This window comes from Sorangium sp. So ce302, from assembly GCF_051530145.1.
In the GTDB taxonomy this organism is placed as follows: Bacteria; Myxococcota_A; Polyangia; order Polyangiales; family Polyangiaceae; genus Sorangium; species Sorangium cellulosum_B.
This window is the reverse complement of record NZ_CP150326.1, coordinates 13,277,379-13,292,757: the sequence shown is the minus strand read 5'-3', so window position 1 is coordinate 13,292,757 and position 15,379 is coordinate 13,277,379. Positions and strand designations below refer to the sequence as shown.

General features: G+C 71.8%; 11 protein-coding genes. 6 read left to right on the top strand and 5 right to left on the bottom strand.

Annotated elements, in window-relative coordinates; all coding sequences use genetic code 11:
- Positions 1-73: 73 nt before the first annotated feature.
- A complete protein-coding gene (locus WME73_RS50325; RefSeq protein ID WP_437914243.1) occupies positions 74-1,516 on the top strand; it encodes an aldehyde dehydrogenase family protein in 1,443 nt (480 codons plus the stop codon).
- A 68-nt stretch (positions 1,517-1,584) separates the two neighbouring features.
- Here WME73_RS50325 and WME73_RS50320 read toward each other — a convergent pair whose 3' ends face one another.
- Positions 1,585-2,349, bottom strand: a complete 765-nt coding sequence (locus WME73_RS50320) for a DUF4142 domain-containing protein (protein WP_437914242.1) — start codon at positions 2,347-2,349, stop codon at positions 1,585-1,587.
- 156 nt (positions 2,350-2,505) lie between these two features.
- Complete coding sequence (locus WME73_RS50315) at positions 2,506-3,999, bottom strand: ferritin-like domain-containing protein (RefSeq protein WP_437914241.1); 1,494 nt, start codon at positions 3,997-3,999, stop codon at positions 2,506-2,508.
- A 1,463-nt stretch (positions 4,000-5,462) separates the two neighbouring features.
- Here WME73_RS50315 and WME73_RS50310 point away from each other — a divergent pair.
- Positions 5,463-6,332: a hypothetical protein gene (locus WME73_RS50310; protein WP_437743390.1), complete on the top strand. Its 870-nt coding sequence runs from the start codon at positions 5,463-5,465 to the stop codon at positions 6,330-6,332.
- Between the two features lie 253 nt (positions 6,333-6,585).
- Here the strand turns inward: WME73_RS50310 and WME73_RS50305 are convergent, their stop codons facing one another.
- Positions 6,586-7,098 carry a hypothetical protein gene (locus WME73_RS50305; RefSeq protein WP_437914239.1) on the bottom strand — a complete coding sequence of 171 codons (513 nt, stop codon included), beginning with the start codon at positions 7,096-7,098 and terminating at the stop codon, positions 6,586-6,588.
- A gap of 338 nt (positions 7,099-7,436) precedes the next feature.
- On the opposite strand from WME73_RS50305, the gene WME73_RS50300 reads away from it, so the two are divergent.
- Entirely contained in the window at positions 7,437-8,000 is a 564-nt protein-coding gene (locus WME73_RS50300) for a GNAT family N-acetyltransferase (protein WP_437914238.1), read from the top strand.
- Between the two features lie 42 nt (positions 8,001-8,042).
- Here WME73_RS50300 and WME73_RS50295 read toward each other — a convergent pair whose 3' ends face one another.
- Positions 8,043-9,527: a serine/threonine-protein kinase gene (locus WME73_RS50295; RefSeq protein ID WP_437743387.1), complete on the bottom strand. Its 1,485-nt coding sequence runs from the start codon at positions 9,525-9,527 to the stop codon at positions 8,043-8,045.
- Between the two features lie 263 nt (positions 9,528-9,790).
- Here WME73_RS50295 and hemL point away from each other — a divergent pair, with 263 nt between their 5' ends.
- Complete coding sequence (gene hemL, locus WME73_RS50290; protein ID WP_437914237.1) at positions 9,791-11,104, top strand: glutamate-1-semialdehyde 2,1-aminomutase; 1,314 nt, start codon at positions 9,791-9,793, stop codon at positions 11,102-11,104.
- A gap of 138 nt (positions 11,105-11,242) precedes the next feature.
- On the opposite strand, the gene WME73_RS50285 is transcribed toward hemL, so the two are convergent.
- A complete protein-coding gene (locus tag WME73_RS50285; protein WP_437914236.1) occupies positions 11,243-12,988 on the bottom strand; it encodes an FG-GAP repeat domain-containing protein in 1,746 nt (581 codons plus the stop codon).
- A 275-nt stretch (positions 12,989-13,263) separates the two neighbouring features.
- Here WME73_RS50285 and WME73_RS50280 point away from each other — a divergent pair, with 275 nt between their 5' ends.
- Positions 13,264-13,866 carry a hypothetical protein gene (locus tag WME73_RS50280; RefSeq protein WP_437743384.1) on the top strand — a complete coding sequence of 201 codons (603 nt, stop codon included), beginning with the start codon at positions 13,264-13,266 and terminating at the stop codon, positions 13,864-13,866.
- A gap of 14 nt (positions 13,867-13,880) precedes the next feature.
- Complete coding sequence (gene gcvPB, locus WME73_RS50275; RefSeq protein ID WP_012241772.1) at positions 13,881-15,374, top strand: aminomethyl-transferring glycine dehydrogenase subunit GcvPB; 1,494 nt, start codon at positions 13,881-13,883, stop codon at positions 15,372-15,374.
- The last annotated feature ends 5 nt before the right edge of the window (positions 15,375-15,379 follow it).

Below are 15,379 nucleotides of genomic sequence, written 5' to 3'. Positions count from 1 at the left end.
CGAGTATCCCGCACGCCGGGGCGGGTGTCATCGCCGCTTGCCGCGCCCGGGTGCGCGGGTCTACGACGGGGGCATGGGTGACACGCGCGAGACGGTGAAGAGGCTTTGGATCGACAACGCCGAGCGGGAGGCGCTCTCCGGCGAGACGTTCGAGACCGCGAACCCCGCGACGGGCGGGGCGCTCGCGCGGCTCGCCCGCGGCCGCCGCGAGGACGTGGACGCCGCCGTGGCGTCCGCGCGCGCGGCGTTTCCGCGCTGGGCGGCGATGGATCCGAACGAGCGCGCGCGCATCCTGTGGAAGGCGGGGGAGCTGATCCTCGCGCGGTGCGAGGAGCTGGCGCGGCTCGAGGCGCTCGACACGGGCAAGCCGATCACGGCCGCGCGGACGATCGACGTGCCGCGCACGGCGGACACGTTCTTCTACTTCTCCGGGTGGGCGACGAAGCTCGGCGGCGAGACGATCCCGGTCCGGGGTCCGTTCCTGAACTACACCGTGCGCGAGCCGCTCGGCGTCATCGGCGCGATCATCCCCTGGAACTTCCCGCTCTTGCTCGCGGCGCGAAAGGTGGCGCCCGCGCTCGCGGTGGGCAACGTGGTGGTCATCAAGCCGCCGGAGGAGGCGAGCCTCACGACGCTGGAGCTGGCGCGCATCCTCGCGGAGGCGGGGGTGCCGCCGGGCGTCGTCAACGTCGTCACGGGGCACGGCGAGGAGGCGGGGGCTGCGCTGGTCGAGCACCCGGGCGTCGCGAAGATCTCGTTCACGGGCGGCACGGAGACGGGCAGGACGATCATGCGCGCGGCGGCGGGCACGCTGAAGAAGCTGTCGCTGGAGCTGGGCGGCAAGAGCCCCAACATCGTCTTCGCGGACGCTGACGTGGAGAGCGCCGCGAAGGCGGCGGTGACGGCCATCTTCTACAACCAGGGCGAGCTCTGCACGGCGGGGAGCCGGCTCCTCGTGGAGCGGGCGGTGCACGACCGCGTGCTGGAGGTGGTCACGAGCGGCGCGCGCCGGATGGTCCCTGGCGATCCGCTCGATCCGTCGACGCAGATGGGCCCCCTCGTCTCGGAGGCGCACTTCACGAAGGTGCTCGGCTACATCGACCGTGGCGCGGCCGAGGGGGCGCGCCGCGAGACCGGCGGGCGCCGCGAGGGCCCGGGGTTCTTCGTCGAGCCGACGGTGTTCTCGGCGGTCTCTCCGTCGATGAGCCTCGCCCGCGAGGAGATCTTCGGCCCCGTGCTGGCGGTCCTCCCCTTCGACGACGTGGAGGAGGCCGCGCGCGTCGCGAACGCGACCGAGTTCGGCCTCGCGGCGGGCATCTGGACGCGCGACGTCGGCAAGGCGCACGCGCTGGCCACGCGCCTCTCGGCGGGCACGGTCTGGATCAACACGTACAACCGCTTCGACGCGGCGAGCCCGTATGGCGGAACCAAACAGTCCGGCTTCGGCCGAGAGAACGGCCGCGCGGTGCTCGATGAGCTGACGCAGCTCAAATCGGTCTGGGTCTCTCTCGGCTGAGCGGGGCTCATCGGCGCTGACGACGCGCCCCGCTCTCGTCTCCTTCTCCCGTCCTCGCCTGCGGCCGACTACTTCGGCGGCGGAGCGGCCTCCTTCGTGCCAGGCGCCGGCGGCTGCGCGCCCGCGCCCGCCGGGCCGAGCTTCTGCGAGAGCGCCTCCGCGTCCTTCAGGTGCTTCTCGATCGTCGGCCGGAGGTCCTTCTCGACCATCGCCTTCAGATCGGCGTTCTTCGCGTTCGGCAGCGCCTTCCTGTCGAGGAAATCGAGCGTGTTCTGGTGGTCCTTGATCATGGTGGCCACGAACTGCTGATCGAAATCGGCCCCTTGCAGCGCCTTCAGCTGCTCGAGCGCGCTTTGCGTCTCTTCGGTGAGCTGCTTGCTCTTGTCCGAGTCCGCCGCCGTGATACCGAGCTTCTTGACCAGCTTGGCCTGCTTCGCCTTGGCCTCGGTGTGGTGCTGGGCGATGACCTTGGCATAGGCCTTCACGTCCTTGCTCTTGGCCTTCGTCTGCGCGAGCTGGGCCTCGTCGATCTCCTTCTTGTTCGAGGCGTCGAGCACGGCGAGGATCTGCTCGTCGGTCAGCGGGGCCTCTGCCGGGGCGCTCGGCGTCGTGGCCGTCCCCGGCTGCGTCGTCCCCGCCTGCGGCTCGGTGCCGGGCGGCGGAGCCGGCGGCGTCGCGGGAGGGGCCGCCTCCGGCAGCGGCGGGGCGGCGGTCGGGGCCGGCTGCGGTGGTGCTTCGTTCGTGTTCGGGCTGCTCGCCGGGGGCGGGTTGGAGCAGCCGACGCCGACAGCGAGACCGATCGTCAGGACGAGAGCGTTGCGCGATGCAACCATGGGTAAAGACCTCCTCACGTGGATTCGAGTGCCGGCCCCGTGCAAGATCCGGTGCACGGCACGGGTGCCCCCTTTTCTCCCGAATCCACGCGACTGCCCCCCTCCCCGCTGTGGCAAGTTGCCACGGGAGTGGGCGAATCTGCCTCATCAGTCCGCTCAGGAGGATGCCTGTGGCGGACTCGACGGTTGCGCGGCGACGCTGTCGCGCGACAGCCCCGGTAAGGCCGCGCGGCATGGCGCGATGACCTCGGCGAGCACCTCGCGGCGCAGCGCCCCGAGCGCGCGCGCCGGGAGCAGGCCGAGCGTCTCGTGCACGGCGGGCCCGGGGGCCGGGTCGACGGCGTAGCGGGCGGCGGCGCGGGAGAACGCCCGCTCCGCCGCGGAGCGCGCCGGCTCGCCGAACGTCGCGAGCATCCACGAGAGCGCCCTCCACGAGAGCGCCGCGTGCCGCTCCTCGTCGGCGGCGATGCGCGCGAGCGTGGCCGCGAGCGCCGGATCCCCCGCGCGCTGCGCGATCTCACGGCCCTCCGCCGCGCCCAGCGCCTCGCCCACGCAGCCCTCCTCGACGAGCGCCTCCACCACCTCGGCGACGCTGGCGCCGAGCGGCGCCGTTGCCGCCTCGAGCAGCGGCCCGGGGCCGATGGCCCGGCCGGCGAGGCGGGAGGCGACGCCGTAGGCGAGGCGCGCGTGCTCCACCTCGTCGAGCGCGGCGCGGTGCGCCTCGCCGACGAGGGCGGCCGGCGCGCCGAGCGTGAGGAGCTGGAGGGAGAAGCGGGCGAAGCTCGCGATGGACGCGTGCTCGAGCGCGGCCACGGCAGCGTAGTGCGCCGCGGCGAGCTCGCGCACCTCGGGCGAGAGGGACGCGACGTCGAGCTCGGCGGGAGCGCGCCAGTCGTCGCGGGCGGCGCCCTGCGCGGCGCGCGGCTGGCCGTCGACGACGAACGGGCGGCCGATGGCGCAGGAGATCCCCGCGCACTCCCAGCGCGCGCTCTCGGCCTCCGGGTCGGTGACGACGCAGGCGGCGCCGCGGTTCTCGTCAGAAGATCGGCAGTCCGCGTCGCGCAGGCAGGTATCTTCCTTGGTGCGGCAGGCGAGCGTCACCTGCTCCCAGCAGCCGTTGAAGTACGCCGACAGGCCGCAGGTGCTGCCGGGGCAATCGGCGTCGACCGAGCAGAGGGCCTTTGCGCAGACCGAGTGCTGCTCCCGGAGGGCGCCCGTCCCCTTGCACACGCAGGCCTCGGACGCGCCGCACTCCGCGTCGCTCTCGCAGGAGTACTCGCAGCCGCAATACGCGCCTATCTGCCCGAACGAGCTCACGCACGTTCCGCGGGGTCCCTCCTTGCAATCGGCGTCCGTCCTGCACTGGAACGTCCGCTCGGTGCCGCTGCACGCGCGCTGGTCGATGGTCGCGTCGCACCGGACCCGCGTGGCGCGGTGCACGGTGCCGTCCCGCTCCTCTACCCAGCCCACGCCGCGCGGCGGCCGAGGCGCCGGCGCGGCTTGTTCGTCCGGGACGCCGGCGTCGCGGGGCGTGGCCGCCTGCGGCTCGCCGAGCGTGACGACCGCGATCTCGGGGCTCTTCGCGTTGGAGCAGCCGGCGGCGCCAGCGGCGAGGAGGAGGGTCATGCGGAGCGAGCGGTGGCGTTCCATTCGCGGCAGGGTAGCAGAGGGGCGCGCGAGGCCGGATCGATGGGCTCGCGGCGTCGCGGGAGCTGAGCGTCGATGACGAGGCAGCGCGCCGCGGGGGGCGGACGCACGCTGGCGCGATCCGGTGCGATGCTGGCCCGGTGACGAGACCCTCTGCCGCGATGCGAACGATCGTCGGCCGAGCTGGGCGGTTCGCGCCTGGACATCGCCCCTCGCCGGACCTGTCGTCGACGGGGGACGGACGGCTCACGTCCATCACGTCGTTGCGGCGAGCGCCGGCCGTACGCGGGAATTGATGGCGCTCGGCACCAATGATACGGCCGCTTTCGATCGCGCCGCTCAGCGCGCTCGCCCCTCGCACAGTCCGGAATCGAGCGGCGAGATCATGGCTTTTCGGAGCAGGGTGGCGAAGTACGCCCCTTGGGTTCATCCGCAGGCAGCTGGGACGCATCGAAGCCTGTAGCGAGCGGAAGCGCGAGAGTCTGAGGAAGCCGATCCAGAGGCGGTGTTCCACCGCAGCATCGCCTTGCGGAGGCGTCTGCCTGCCCCATGTTTCGAGCGACGCCGAGCTCGCCGGTCCCCGCCTCGATCCCGGGTTTGCAGCGGACGTCGGCAGGTGATCCCGCGGCTGGCCGAGAGGGGAAAATGTCTCACCGTCCCAACCCGCATTACCACCCCGTGTTGGTCGTCGTCGTGTCGGTTCTCGCAGCGAGCACTGCCCTCGCCGCGAGGCCATACTGGGGTCGTTTCAAGGACGATGGTTGCCGGGCAGCCAATGCCAGGCAGTTCTCCTCGGTCCTGCATGGTATCCCGTCGGGCCAGTCCTGGGAGGACGCGTGCTGGCGCACGCCAGGCCTTCACGGCAGAGTGCCTGACCGCTGCATCACCACCGACCGCATGTGGGGCGAGTGGGATATCCCGATCCCAGCTGCCGCCCATAACGCAGCCCATCGGCCCTAGCGCAGCGCCGGTCGATCGCTGATGGGTTCCCGCTCAGCCGAGGTTATCTCGGCTGTCCCATGCCATCCGCGCGATTGTCGCCTTCTGCGTGGTCTGGTCCTGCCTGTCGGCTTGCCCGGGTCTCGGCCCGCTCCGACTCTCCACCGCAACAGCGGCATCGTCGGCACCGGCGAAGCTCCGCCCACTTCCGCCAACGTCCTGCGCCACCTCCGGCCAAGCCCCGCCCGCTTCCTCCGGCGTCCCGCGCCACCTCCGGCCAAGCCCCACCCGCTTCCCCCGACGTCCCGCGCCACCTCCGGCCAAGCCCCGCCCGCTTCCCCCGGCGTCCCGCACCACCTCGTTCGAAGCCGCGCTCACTCCTCAGGTCATCCGTTTCCCACGCCTCCTCCCCCACTACCCTATCGCCCGCAGGTGCCTGAAGGAAACCGCACGACCTTGCTCCAGAACCCCGCCCATTTCGTGCTCACACGCGACATTCCCTCCCGCGCGATTTACTCATTCTGTTTATGCCTAAACGGAAAACCCCGAACAAATCAGGGACACCCGCCGTTGAATCCACCCAGCTTCACACCGCGGAGGCGGCCTTCCAGCGCCTGCAGCCCGACCTGGACGCCATCCCGCTCGCCGGGCTGGAGGTGCCGCGGCTCGATCTCCAGGCGGCCGCCGTGCAGGCCATCGGCGCGGCCGAGGCGCTCGCCGCGCCGAAGCTGCGCCAGCGCATCGCGGCCATCGCCGCCACAGGCGCGCTCGATGCCACGCTGATCGACAGGCTCGAGGGCGTCGCCTGGGCGACATGGTTCGCCCGGTACAAGTTCCTCCTGACCTCGGCCACCCACTCCGGGGCGGCGCTCCCGGCCACCCTCGTCGAGCGGGCGTACGAGACGCGCGCGCGCATGCTGAAGACGCTCGAGTATCACCTCGACGGCGACGCGGAGGCGGTCGCGCAGCTCGCGCACCTGCGCGCGGGCAGCGGCCACCTCGACCTCGCCAACGATCTGTCCGGCGCCGCCGAGATGTACCGGAAGCACCGCGAGGCCATCCAGGACGACAAGCGGAACTTCCGCAGCGAGGACGAGCAGGACGCGGCCGCGCTCGCGGCGCAGATCCTCCGCCTGCTCGGCGCCACGGCGACGCCCGAGCAGACGCTCTGGAAGGGCTACCAGGCGCGCGCCGCCAAGCTGCTCTTCCGCCATTACGACGAGGCCGTCCGCGTCGGCCGCTTCCTCTTCTACTACGACGATCCCGAGGGCCGATTCCCCAACCTGTACACGGCGACGCGCGCCACGCCGACGCCCCCTCGGACCGAGAAGAAGCCGGACGCCAGCCCCGTGAAGCCCGAAGCCGTCACCGTCGATCCGCCGGTCGGCATCGCCTGATCCGGACGCTCCCGACAGCCGCGTTGACCAACGTCGTTCGGTCGCGCTCAGGGCCCGAAGCCCCCCCCACCATCACTCACGAACGTGAACGTGGTCGAGATCGTCAGTGGTCGTCAACGGTAGGCCGTGAACGACCACGACCACGACCACGACCACGACCACGACCACGACCACGTTCACGTTCGGGGCTAGGAGAACGCGGCGCGAAGACTGTTCGCAGCGCTGCTGCGCCGGCATCGCGCCGGCGCGGCGGCTACCTCCTCGCCCTGCGCCCGATCCCGCGCGCGTCGCGCCCGATCGGCTCGCCCAGCTCGAACGCCGGCTCGCCGGTCCTCGCCGGCGGCGCTTGCGGCTCGCCCGCCTCGAGCGGGCCGTGCGCGTGCTCGGCGTCGGCGATGGATGGATAGCGCTCCACGTCGCCGTCGACCTGGAAGCCCCCCTCGCGCGCCGGGCGCACCACGCGGCCGAGGACGAGCCCCTCGTCCCAGATGCCGCGGTGCTCGACCGCGATCGCAGCGCCCACCGCAACCTCGGAGAGCCGCGAGAGCGCGCCGTCCGGCCGCTTCGGCGTGGGCCGCCAGCGCAGGATCGTGTCCTCGTGAAGCACGACCACTGCGCGCTCGCCGGGCAGCTCGGAGATCCCGAGGGCAAAGCGCACGCGGTGCCCCGGTGCCCCGGAGCCCGCGCCGCGCCCGCCGCGGGCATCGCTCTCCGCCTCGTCGATCGCGGCGAGCTGCTCCGGTTGCGGATCCTCGAGCGGAGCCATGCGCCGTGTCCTCCCCCGCAGATCTCGGACGAGGTCGCCGTGTCGTCAAGCCCGCTGCGTCGCCCGCCTCCTCGCACGCGCCGGCTCGGACGGCGCGCGTCTTCCAGCCTCCAGCGCGCGCCGCGCACACCCCTCGCGCAGCGCCCGACGCCCACGACGCACAGCGAGGGACGCACAGCGAGGATCGGGCTCGAACGCCGCTCCAGGCGAGCACCGCTCCAGCGTCGAACGCCGCTCCAGGCGAGCACGGCTCCAGTCGAACGCCGCCCCGGACGGCGGTGGCCAGCGCCGTGTCCGACGCTTGACGTCCGCCGGACCTCCGCCCATCCCCTCGCCCGATGGTGTCGTTCGATCCGTTCCCCGCCCTGATGACGCCGCGCCTCCGCCTCCGCGCGATCGAGCCCGCCGACGCCGCGACCATCCTCCGCATCCACTCCGACCCGGAGGTGACGCGCTACTTCGGCCGCGCGCCCGACAGCTCGCTGGCCGACGCGGAGCAGCGCATCGCTTCCATCCTCGCCGGGATCCGCGACGCCACATCCATCCGCTGGGGCATCACCCTCCACGAGAGCGGAGAGCTCATCGGGACCACGGGCTTCTGGCGCTGGCACACCCCCCATCGCTGGGCGGAGATCGGCTATGAGCTGCTGCCCGCGCTCTGGAACCGGGGCATCATGACCGAGGCGCTGCGCGCCATGCTCCCCTTCGGGTTCGACGTGATGGACCTCCACCGCATCGAAGCGCACATCGATCCCGAGAACCGCGCCAGCATGCGCGTTCTGGAGCGGCTCGGCTTCGTGCGGGACGGGCTGCTCCGCGAGAACTGGTATTACAACGGGCGGTACACCGACACCGCGATCTACGGGCTCCTGCGCCGCGACGCCGACGGCGCCGCGAGGTGACCCGAGATCGCCCGAGCAGCCTGCGCGCGCTCCCCTCCCGCGCTATCTCGGCGCCGGCGCGCCCCTGCTGCCCGCCGGCGCCGCGGTCCCGGCCTCGCCCTTGCGCGCCAGGTTCAGCTGGATCCGCGCGGGGGACTCCGACGTGATCTGCACCGTCTGCGAGACGCCGTCGCTCGATCGCACGTCGACCGAGAGCGACACCCCCGGCATCGGCCGCGCGATGACCTGGCTGCCCACGCCGAGCACAACGCCGTTCAGCCGCACGACCGCGGCGCTCGGCTCGATCTGCACCGCGATCGGATCCACGAGCGACCGCTGATCCCTCGGCCGGCTCAGCGCGACGAACATGAGCGAGGCCACCGCGACGCCCGTGGACACCGAGGCCACGAGCCACGGCAGCGCCACCGGGCGCAGCGCGTCGCCGCCGGCGCGCATCAGCCCGCCGAGCCCCCGCCGCGGCTCCGATCGCACGCTCCGCCGGCCCTCGGAGGGCGGCCCCGCGGACAGCGTCGCGCCCGGCTTCGGCCGCCACCCCGCGCGCTGCTGCGGGGCGACGGCGGCCGCGATGCGCTGCCGCTCCTCCTCCATGCTCTCCCCGCAGCGCTCCAGGAGGAGCTCCGCCACGTGCGCGGGCGTCACCACGCCCGACCTGCGCATGAGGAAGTCCTCCAGCGCGCTCGCCATCTCGCCCGCCGTCTGGAAGCGCTTCCGCGGATCGCGCGCGAGCGCCTTCACGATGATCTCCTCGAGATCACGCGGGCAATGCGGCGCGATCAGCGTGGGCCGCGGCGGCTCCGGCACCCCGGTCTGCGGCAGCACGAGGTCGTGCAGCACCTGGAACGGGAGCGCGCCCGTCACCGCCTCGAAGAGCACCACGCCGAGCGAGAAGATGTCCGAGCGGCGATCGACCGGCTGGCCCTGCGCCTGCTCCGGCGACATGTACTCGCCCTTGCCCTTGATCTCGCCCGTCTGCGTCGTGTCGCCCAGGCGCTCGAACGCCTTCACGATCCCGAAATCAGCCACCTTCACCGTGCCGTCGCGATCGATGAGGATGTTCTGCGGGCAGACGTCGCGGTGCACGATGCCGAGCGGCTCCCCGCGGTCGTCGTGGAGGTCGTGCGCCGCGTGCAGCCCGTGCGCCGCGTCGGCCACGATGCGCGAGGCGATCGCCGGGGAGAGCGGCATCGGACGGAGGCCCGGCCGGAGCAGCTGCTGCATCGTCTGCCCGTCGATCCACTCCATCACGAGGAAGAGCACGCCGTCCGTGTCGCCGAGGTCGAGGATCTCGACCACGTTGCGGTGGTGGATCTTCGAGGCGAGGTTCGCCTCGTCGAGGAACATGCGCTGGAACTGCGGATCACGCGCGAGCGCCGGGATGAGCGTCTTCAGCGCGACGACCTTGTGAAAGCCGCGGGAGCCCTCCATGCGCGCGGCCCAGACCTGCGCCATCCCGCCTTCGCCGATGAGGCGCAGAAGCTCATATCGCCCGAGACGCTGCCCCGGAGCGGGGTCCTCGGAGATCCGCATGGCTCACCAGATGCTGGTGCTCGGGGAGCCGCGCCCGCGGTCCCCAGGAGCAGCCCGGCCGCGGGTCGCGGCCCCTCTCTCCAGACGATCACCATAGCCAAGCGCGACCGCGCCGGAAAGGCTCGTGTGGCGCGCCCGCGCCCGCGACGCCTCGATCCCGGCGTCCGCGATGCCCGCGACGCCCCGCGCGCGCCCTTCTCCGCTTCCCCTCGCCCGCGATCCGCGTCGCTCCCACGCCTCGCCCCTGCTATGGCCGGAGCACGATGACGAACGCGACAAGCGCTCCGCCCGCCCGCGCGGACCGGGCCCCCGCCTCCAAAGCCCTGTTCGATCGCGCCGCCGCCGTCCTGCCGGGCGGCGTGAACAGCCCCGTGCGCGCCTTCCGCGCCGTCGGCGGCGACCCCCTGTTCATCGCGCGCGCCCAGGGCGCGCGGCTGTTCGACGCCGACGGGGCCGAGTACATCGACTACGTCGGCTCCTGGGGGCCGGCCATCCTCGGCCACGCGGACCCCGCCGTCATCGAGGCCGTCCGCGAGGCAGCGCTCGGCGGCCTCTCGTTCGGCGCGCCGACCGAGCTCGAGGTCCGCTTCGCCGAGAAGATCCGCGAGCTCTACCCGAGCATCGACATGCTGCGCTGCGTCTCGAGCGGCACCGAGGCCACGATGAGCGCCATCCGCGTCGCGCGCGGCTTCACGCGCCGCGACACCATCATCAAGTTCGAGGGCTGCTACCACGGCCACGCCGATCACCTGCTCGTCAAGGCGGGCAGCGGGCTCGCCACCTTCGGCGCCCCCGACTCCGCCGGCGTCCCCGAGAGCATCGCCCGCACCACGCTGTCCTTGCCCTACAACGACCCGGCCGCCCTCGAGGCCGCCTTCGCCGCGCGCGGCGGCGACATCGCCGCGGTCATCCTCGAGCCCGTGGTCGGCAACATGGGCTGCGTCCCGCCCGAGCCCGGGTTCCTCGCCCTCGTCATCGACCTCTGCCGCAAGCACGGCGCGCTCTCGATCTTCGACGAGGTGATGACCGGCTGCCGCCTCGCCCGCGGCGGCGCGCAGGAGCGCTTCGGCCTCCGGCCGGATCTGACGACGCTCGGCAAGATCGTCGGCGGCGGCATGCCCCTCGCGGCCTACGGCGGCCGCGCCGACGTGATGCGCGTCGTCTCGCCGCTCGGCCCCGTGTACCAGGCGGGCACGCTCAGCGGCAACCCGCTCGCGGTCACGGCGGGGCTCGCGACGCTCGATCGCCTCACGCCCGCTCTCTACGAGCGGCTCGAGAAGCTCGGCGCTTCCCTCGAGGCGGGCCTCCGGGCCGCCGCCGAGGGCGCCGGCGCGGCCGCGTGCGTCCAGCGGGTCGGCTCGATGATCACGCTGTTCTTCACGAAGGGCCCGGTCCGCTCCTGGACCGACGCCGCCACGTCCGACACGAAGCGCTTCAGCGCCTTCCACGCGGCGATGCTCGCGCGAGGCGTCTACTGGCCTCCGTCGCAGTACGAGGCGGCGTTCCTGAGCGGCGCGCACTCGGAAGAGGACATCGAGCGGACGATCGCCGCCTGCCGCGAGGCGCTCACGGCCTGAGGGCCGCGCTGGCCTTTCCCAGGAGGACACCGCGACGGCGAGGCCAGGACGGCGAAGGGCCGACCGCCGCGGCGATCGGCCCTCCCCGCGCCGGCGCTCCTTCTTCAGCGCCGGCGCGCGAACGGTCCTCGGAGCGTGTCAGTCCGCCGCGCGGACCCAGCCGTTTCTGTAGTAGTTGCCGCGCGCGGTCGGCCAGAGCAGGCAGTTCGTCGCCGATCCCGGCACCGTGTACACGTACGTGTTCGGCTCCGGGTCCGCCCCGTCCCACCCGATCTCGCGGAGCGACACGACGATCTCGATCGTCCCGTCGCCGTTCACGTCGGCGAGCGTCGGCACCGGCATCGCGCCGAGCCGCGGCAGCGCGATCTTGTGGAGGATCGTGCCGCCAGCGTCGAGGACGAAGAGGTGGCTCCTGTCCTCCTCGGTCGAGTAGGTGTTGAACACGACCTCGGGGATGCCGTCGCCCGACAGATCCCCGACCACGACGCCGCCCGTGAGCACCTGCGTGTCGTCCGTGTAGGTGACGTCCCAGAACTCGGTCTTGTCGGCGTAGACCGCGTGGATCCGCCCGTCCAGGCCCGCGAAGATCATCTCGGGCCCGGCGTGCGTCGCGTCGAGATCGGCCACGGTCACCTGCTGCGTCATGGCCACGATGTTGCCGTCGAAATCCTCGCCGCCGGACAGGTAGTCAGGCGCGTAGAACGGGCTCTCCCACCCCTCGATGCGGCTCGCGTCGTTGCGGACCGCCCACAGGCCGACGCCCTGGGACTGGTCATTCATGGCGACGTCCTCGGCCGCCGCGAGCATGATGATCTCCGGCGTGCCGTCGCCGTCGAGGTCCGCGATCGCAGGGGCCGAGTTCTTGAAATAGGCCTGCAGGTCGCTGCTGTCGCCGAAGCCCTGCTGCGCGAGCTCGAGATCGTGCATGTACCGCACGCCCGGCGTCTTCGGGCGGCCCTCGAACATGGGATTCGCGTCGAAGGCCTCTCCCGTGCCGTGGTAGAACCCGGCATAGGAGTTATCCATCGGCGAGACGATGTCCTGCGATCCATCGCCGTCGAGATCACCGATGGCCAGGTTCTGGTCGTAGGCGCCCACGATCCAGCACTCGGCGTCGTCGCTGCGGCGCGCGTCGCAGCCGATCGTCTGGCTCTCGATCGGCGGGAAGCCGGCGACCGCCGACCCGCTCGCGTGGAAGGCCATCAGGATGTCGGAGTAGTCGGGGGACCTGTCGGAGCTCGCGGCGACGACGTCGAGCTGACCGTCGCCGTCGATGTCGCCCGCGGCGAGGGAGCGGATCTCGTCGTTCCAGGTGACGGGCCAGCCGCTCACCAGCTGGCCGCTCGCGTCGAGCATGTAGATCGTGGTGCGCGCCGCGAAGACCACCTCGAGCTGCCCGTCGCCGCGGAAGTCCGCGACGATCGGGCTCGCCCAGATGCGGCCGTTCTGGCGCGACTCGTCGTACCGCCACTTCTGCTCGCCGTCGGGGCCCCAGACGACGACGTTGCCGTTGTGCGTCACCAGGATCTCCTGCTCGCCGTCGCCGTCGAGATCGGCGACCACCGGCGACCCGAGCCACGCGCTCTCGTCGTCGTCGGACAGCTGGAGGAGGAGCTGGGGCTCCGCGACGTCGGAGGAGCCGCTCGACGCCGGAGCGCACGACGCGGCGGCCGGCAGCGGCTTGGAGCCCCCACCGACGGGGGGGCGGTAGCCACCGGAGCCAGAGGAGCCACTGCCGCTGCCGCTGCCGCTGCCGGTGGTAGGAGAGGTGCCGTCGAGGTTGCCGAGCTGCCCTTCGCAGGCCGCGAGGGCGAGGACGCTGGTGAAGAGAGCGATTCTACCGGGAATTACAAAACCTCGGTTGGAGACAAGGGAGTTCATCATGCCAGGGAGCTTACCAGCGCTCCGGGCCCTACAAGGAGGTGGAAGCGGAAAATTGACGCAGTCGCGCACACGCCGAACGGTACGTTACGCTCCTCCTTCTGGCGCGCAGGTGGCACACCTCATTGCAGGAGGGAGGCAAGTACACGTTCGTGACGTAGCGCGCACGCGCCCCACCCCCGTTCCCGTTCCCCACCTCCGCTCGCGCCCCCGCGCGATGTCGGAGACGCATGGCGGGGGTATGGGTGCGGGTAGGTGCTGTGCTAGGCTCCGCCGCCATGAACGTATCGCGACGGCTTTGGATTGCTGGCGCCGCATGTGCCCTCCTGATGGGGACGACGGCGCTTGGCTGCAGCTCGAATCCCGCGCCCAAGACGGCCAAGGTGCAAGCCGGTGACATGCCCGAAGGCGGCGACTGGACGGGGGTCTATTACAGCGAGCTCTACGGCTACCTGCACCTCGTGCAGGACAACGACGCCATCGAGGGGCGCTGGATCCGTCCGGTCAAGGATCGCTGGGGCGTGCTGCACGGGACGGTGACAGGCGACCTCATCAAATTCACGTGGACCGAGCACACCATCGGCGCGATCGGGCAGAGCGCGACCAAGGAAGGCCGGGGGTACTTCAAGTACACGCGGCCGGAGGGAGAGAACGTCGACGACCGGCTGGCGGGCGAGATCGGCCGCAACAAGGACGAGGTCGGCGAGCCCTGGGAAGCGGTCAAGCAGCGCAACATGCTCCCGGATCTGAAGTCGATCGGGGGCTCCGGCGCCACGGACATGGGCGGCGGCGACTGGGACAGCGCGAACCAGGAGGAAGGCGCGCCCGAGCCGCCCGCCGCTCCCTCTGACGAAGCACCTGCCGAGCCCCCCGGCCTCTGACATAACAGCCCCCGATGACCCAACCGCAGCCTCGAGGCATTCAGTTCCGCGAACCCCCCATCTTCGAGCGTGGCACGCCGGGCAGGACCGGCGCGTCGCTCCCTCCGCTCGACGTGCCCGAGGTCGAGCCCGCCGCTCACTACGGCGCGCTCGCCCGCAAGGAGCCAGCCGGCCTGCCGGAGGTGAGCGAGCCGGAGGCCTTCCGGCACTTCATCCGGCTCTCGCAGTGGAACTTCTGCATCGACGGGCAGATGTACCCGCTCGGGTCGTGCACGATGAAGTACAACCCGAAGATCAACGAGTGGGCCGCGCGCATCCCCGGATTCGCGAAGCTGCACCCGATGACGCCCGACGAGCTCAGCCAGGGCTCGCTCGAGGTGATGTGGCGCCTGCAGGAGGCGCTCTGCGAGGTCAGCGGGATGGACGGCTGCTCGCTGCAGCCCTCCGCGGGCGCGCAGGGCGAGCTCGCCGGGCTGATGATGATGCGGGCGTTCCACGAGTCGAAGGGGCGCTCGCCGAGGAAGGTGTTCATCCCGGAGAGCGCCCACGGCACGAACCCGGCGAGCTGCGCGCTCAACGGGCTCGTGGCCGTCCGGATCGAGAAGACCGCCGACGGCATCACCCACCCCGAGCAGGTCCTCGCCGCGATCGAGCGCGAGGGGTCGGACGGCGACGTCTGCGGATTGATGATCACGAACCCGAACACCCTCGGGGCCTACGAGACGCACCTGCCGGCGATCATCAAGCTCATCCACGACAAGGGCGGGCTCGTGTACGGGGACGGCGCGAACACGAACGCGATCATGGGGCACGCGCGCCCGGGCGACGTCGGCATGGACGTCATCCACATCAACCTGCACAAGACGTTCACGACCCCGCACGGCGGCGGCGGCCCCGGCTCCGGGCCGGTCTGCTTCAAGAAGCACCTGGAGCCGTTCCAGCCCTCGCCTGTCCTCGTGCGGCGCGGCGACGCCTTCGCGTGGGACCGCGACCGGCCCCAGAGCGTCGGGCGGCTCCGGGCCTTCACGGGCAACTTCGGGATGTTCATCCGGGCGTACACGTACATCCGCGAGATGGGCGGCGACGGCCTCACGGCGGCGAGCAGCCTCGCCGTGCTCAACGCGCGCTACCTGTGGGCCAAGCTGAAGGACCACTACCTCGCGCCGGTGCCGCAGCCGTGCATGCACGAGGTGGTGCTCTCCGACAGCCAGCTGGAGAAGGAGACCGGGGTCAAGACGCTCGACGTCGCCAAGCGGCTGCTCGACTACGGCTTTCACGCGCCCACGGTCTACTTCCCGCTGGTCGTGCCCGGCGCCCTGATGATCGAGCCGACGGAGACGGAGACCCGCGAGACCCTCGACGAGTTCGTGGCCGCGATGCTCAGCATCCTCAAGGAGGCGCAGGAGACGCCGGAGGTCGTGAAGCAAGCGCCCCACGGCACGGTGGTCGGCCGCCTCGACGAGGCCCGCGCCGCGCGCCAGCCGCGCCTGCGATGGTCGAAGGCCTGAGCTCC

Excerpts from the sequence above, each read along its gene's own strand:
- WME73_RS50325 (WP_437914243.1), top strand. The coding sequence starts at position 74 with ATGGGTGACACGCGCGAGACGGTGAAGAGGCTTTGGATCGACAACGCC.
- WME73_RS50320 (WP_437914242.1), bottom strand. The coding sequence starts at position 2,349 with ATGGTTGCATCGCGCAACGCTCTCGTCCTGACGATCGGTCTCGCTGTC.
- WME73_RS50315 (WP_437914241.1), bottom strand. The coding sequence starts at position 3,999 with ATGGAACGCCACCGCTCGCTCCGCATGACCCTCCTCCTCGCCGCTGGC.
- WME73_RS50310 (WP_437743390.1), top strand. The coding sequence starts at position 5,463 with ATGCCTAAACGGAAAACCCCGAACAAATCAGGGACACCCGCCGTTGAA.
- WME73_RS50305 (WP_437914239.1), bottom strand. The coding sequence starts at position 7,098 with ATGGCTCCGCTCGAGGATCCGCAACCGGAGCAGCTCGCCGCGATCGAC.
- WME73_RS50300 (WP_437914238.1), top strand. The coding sequence starts at position 7,437 with ATGGTGTCGTTCGATCCGTTCCCCGCCCTGATGACGCCGCGCCTCCGC.
- WME73_RS50295 (WP_437743387.1), bottom strand. The coding sequence starts at position 9,527 with ATGCGGATCTCCGAGGACCCCGCTCCGGGGCAGCGTCTCGGGCGATAT.
- hemL (WP_437914237.1), top strand. The coding sequence starts at position 9,791 with ATGACGAACGCGACAAGCGCTCCGCCCGCCCGCGCGGACCGGGCCCCC.
- WME73_RS50285 (WP_437914236.1), bottom strand. The coding sequence starts at position 12,988 with ATGATGAACTCCCTTGTCTCCAACCGAGGTTTTGTAATTCCCGGTAGA.
- WME73_RS50280 (WP_437743384.1), top strand. The coding sequence starts at position 13,264 with ATGAACGTATCGCGACGGCTTTGGATTGCTGGCGCCGCATGTGCCCTC.
- gcvPB (WP_012241772.1), top strand. The coding sequence starts at position 13,881 with ATGACCCAACCGCAGCCTCGAGGCATTCAGTTCCGCGAACCCCCCATC.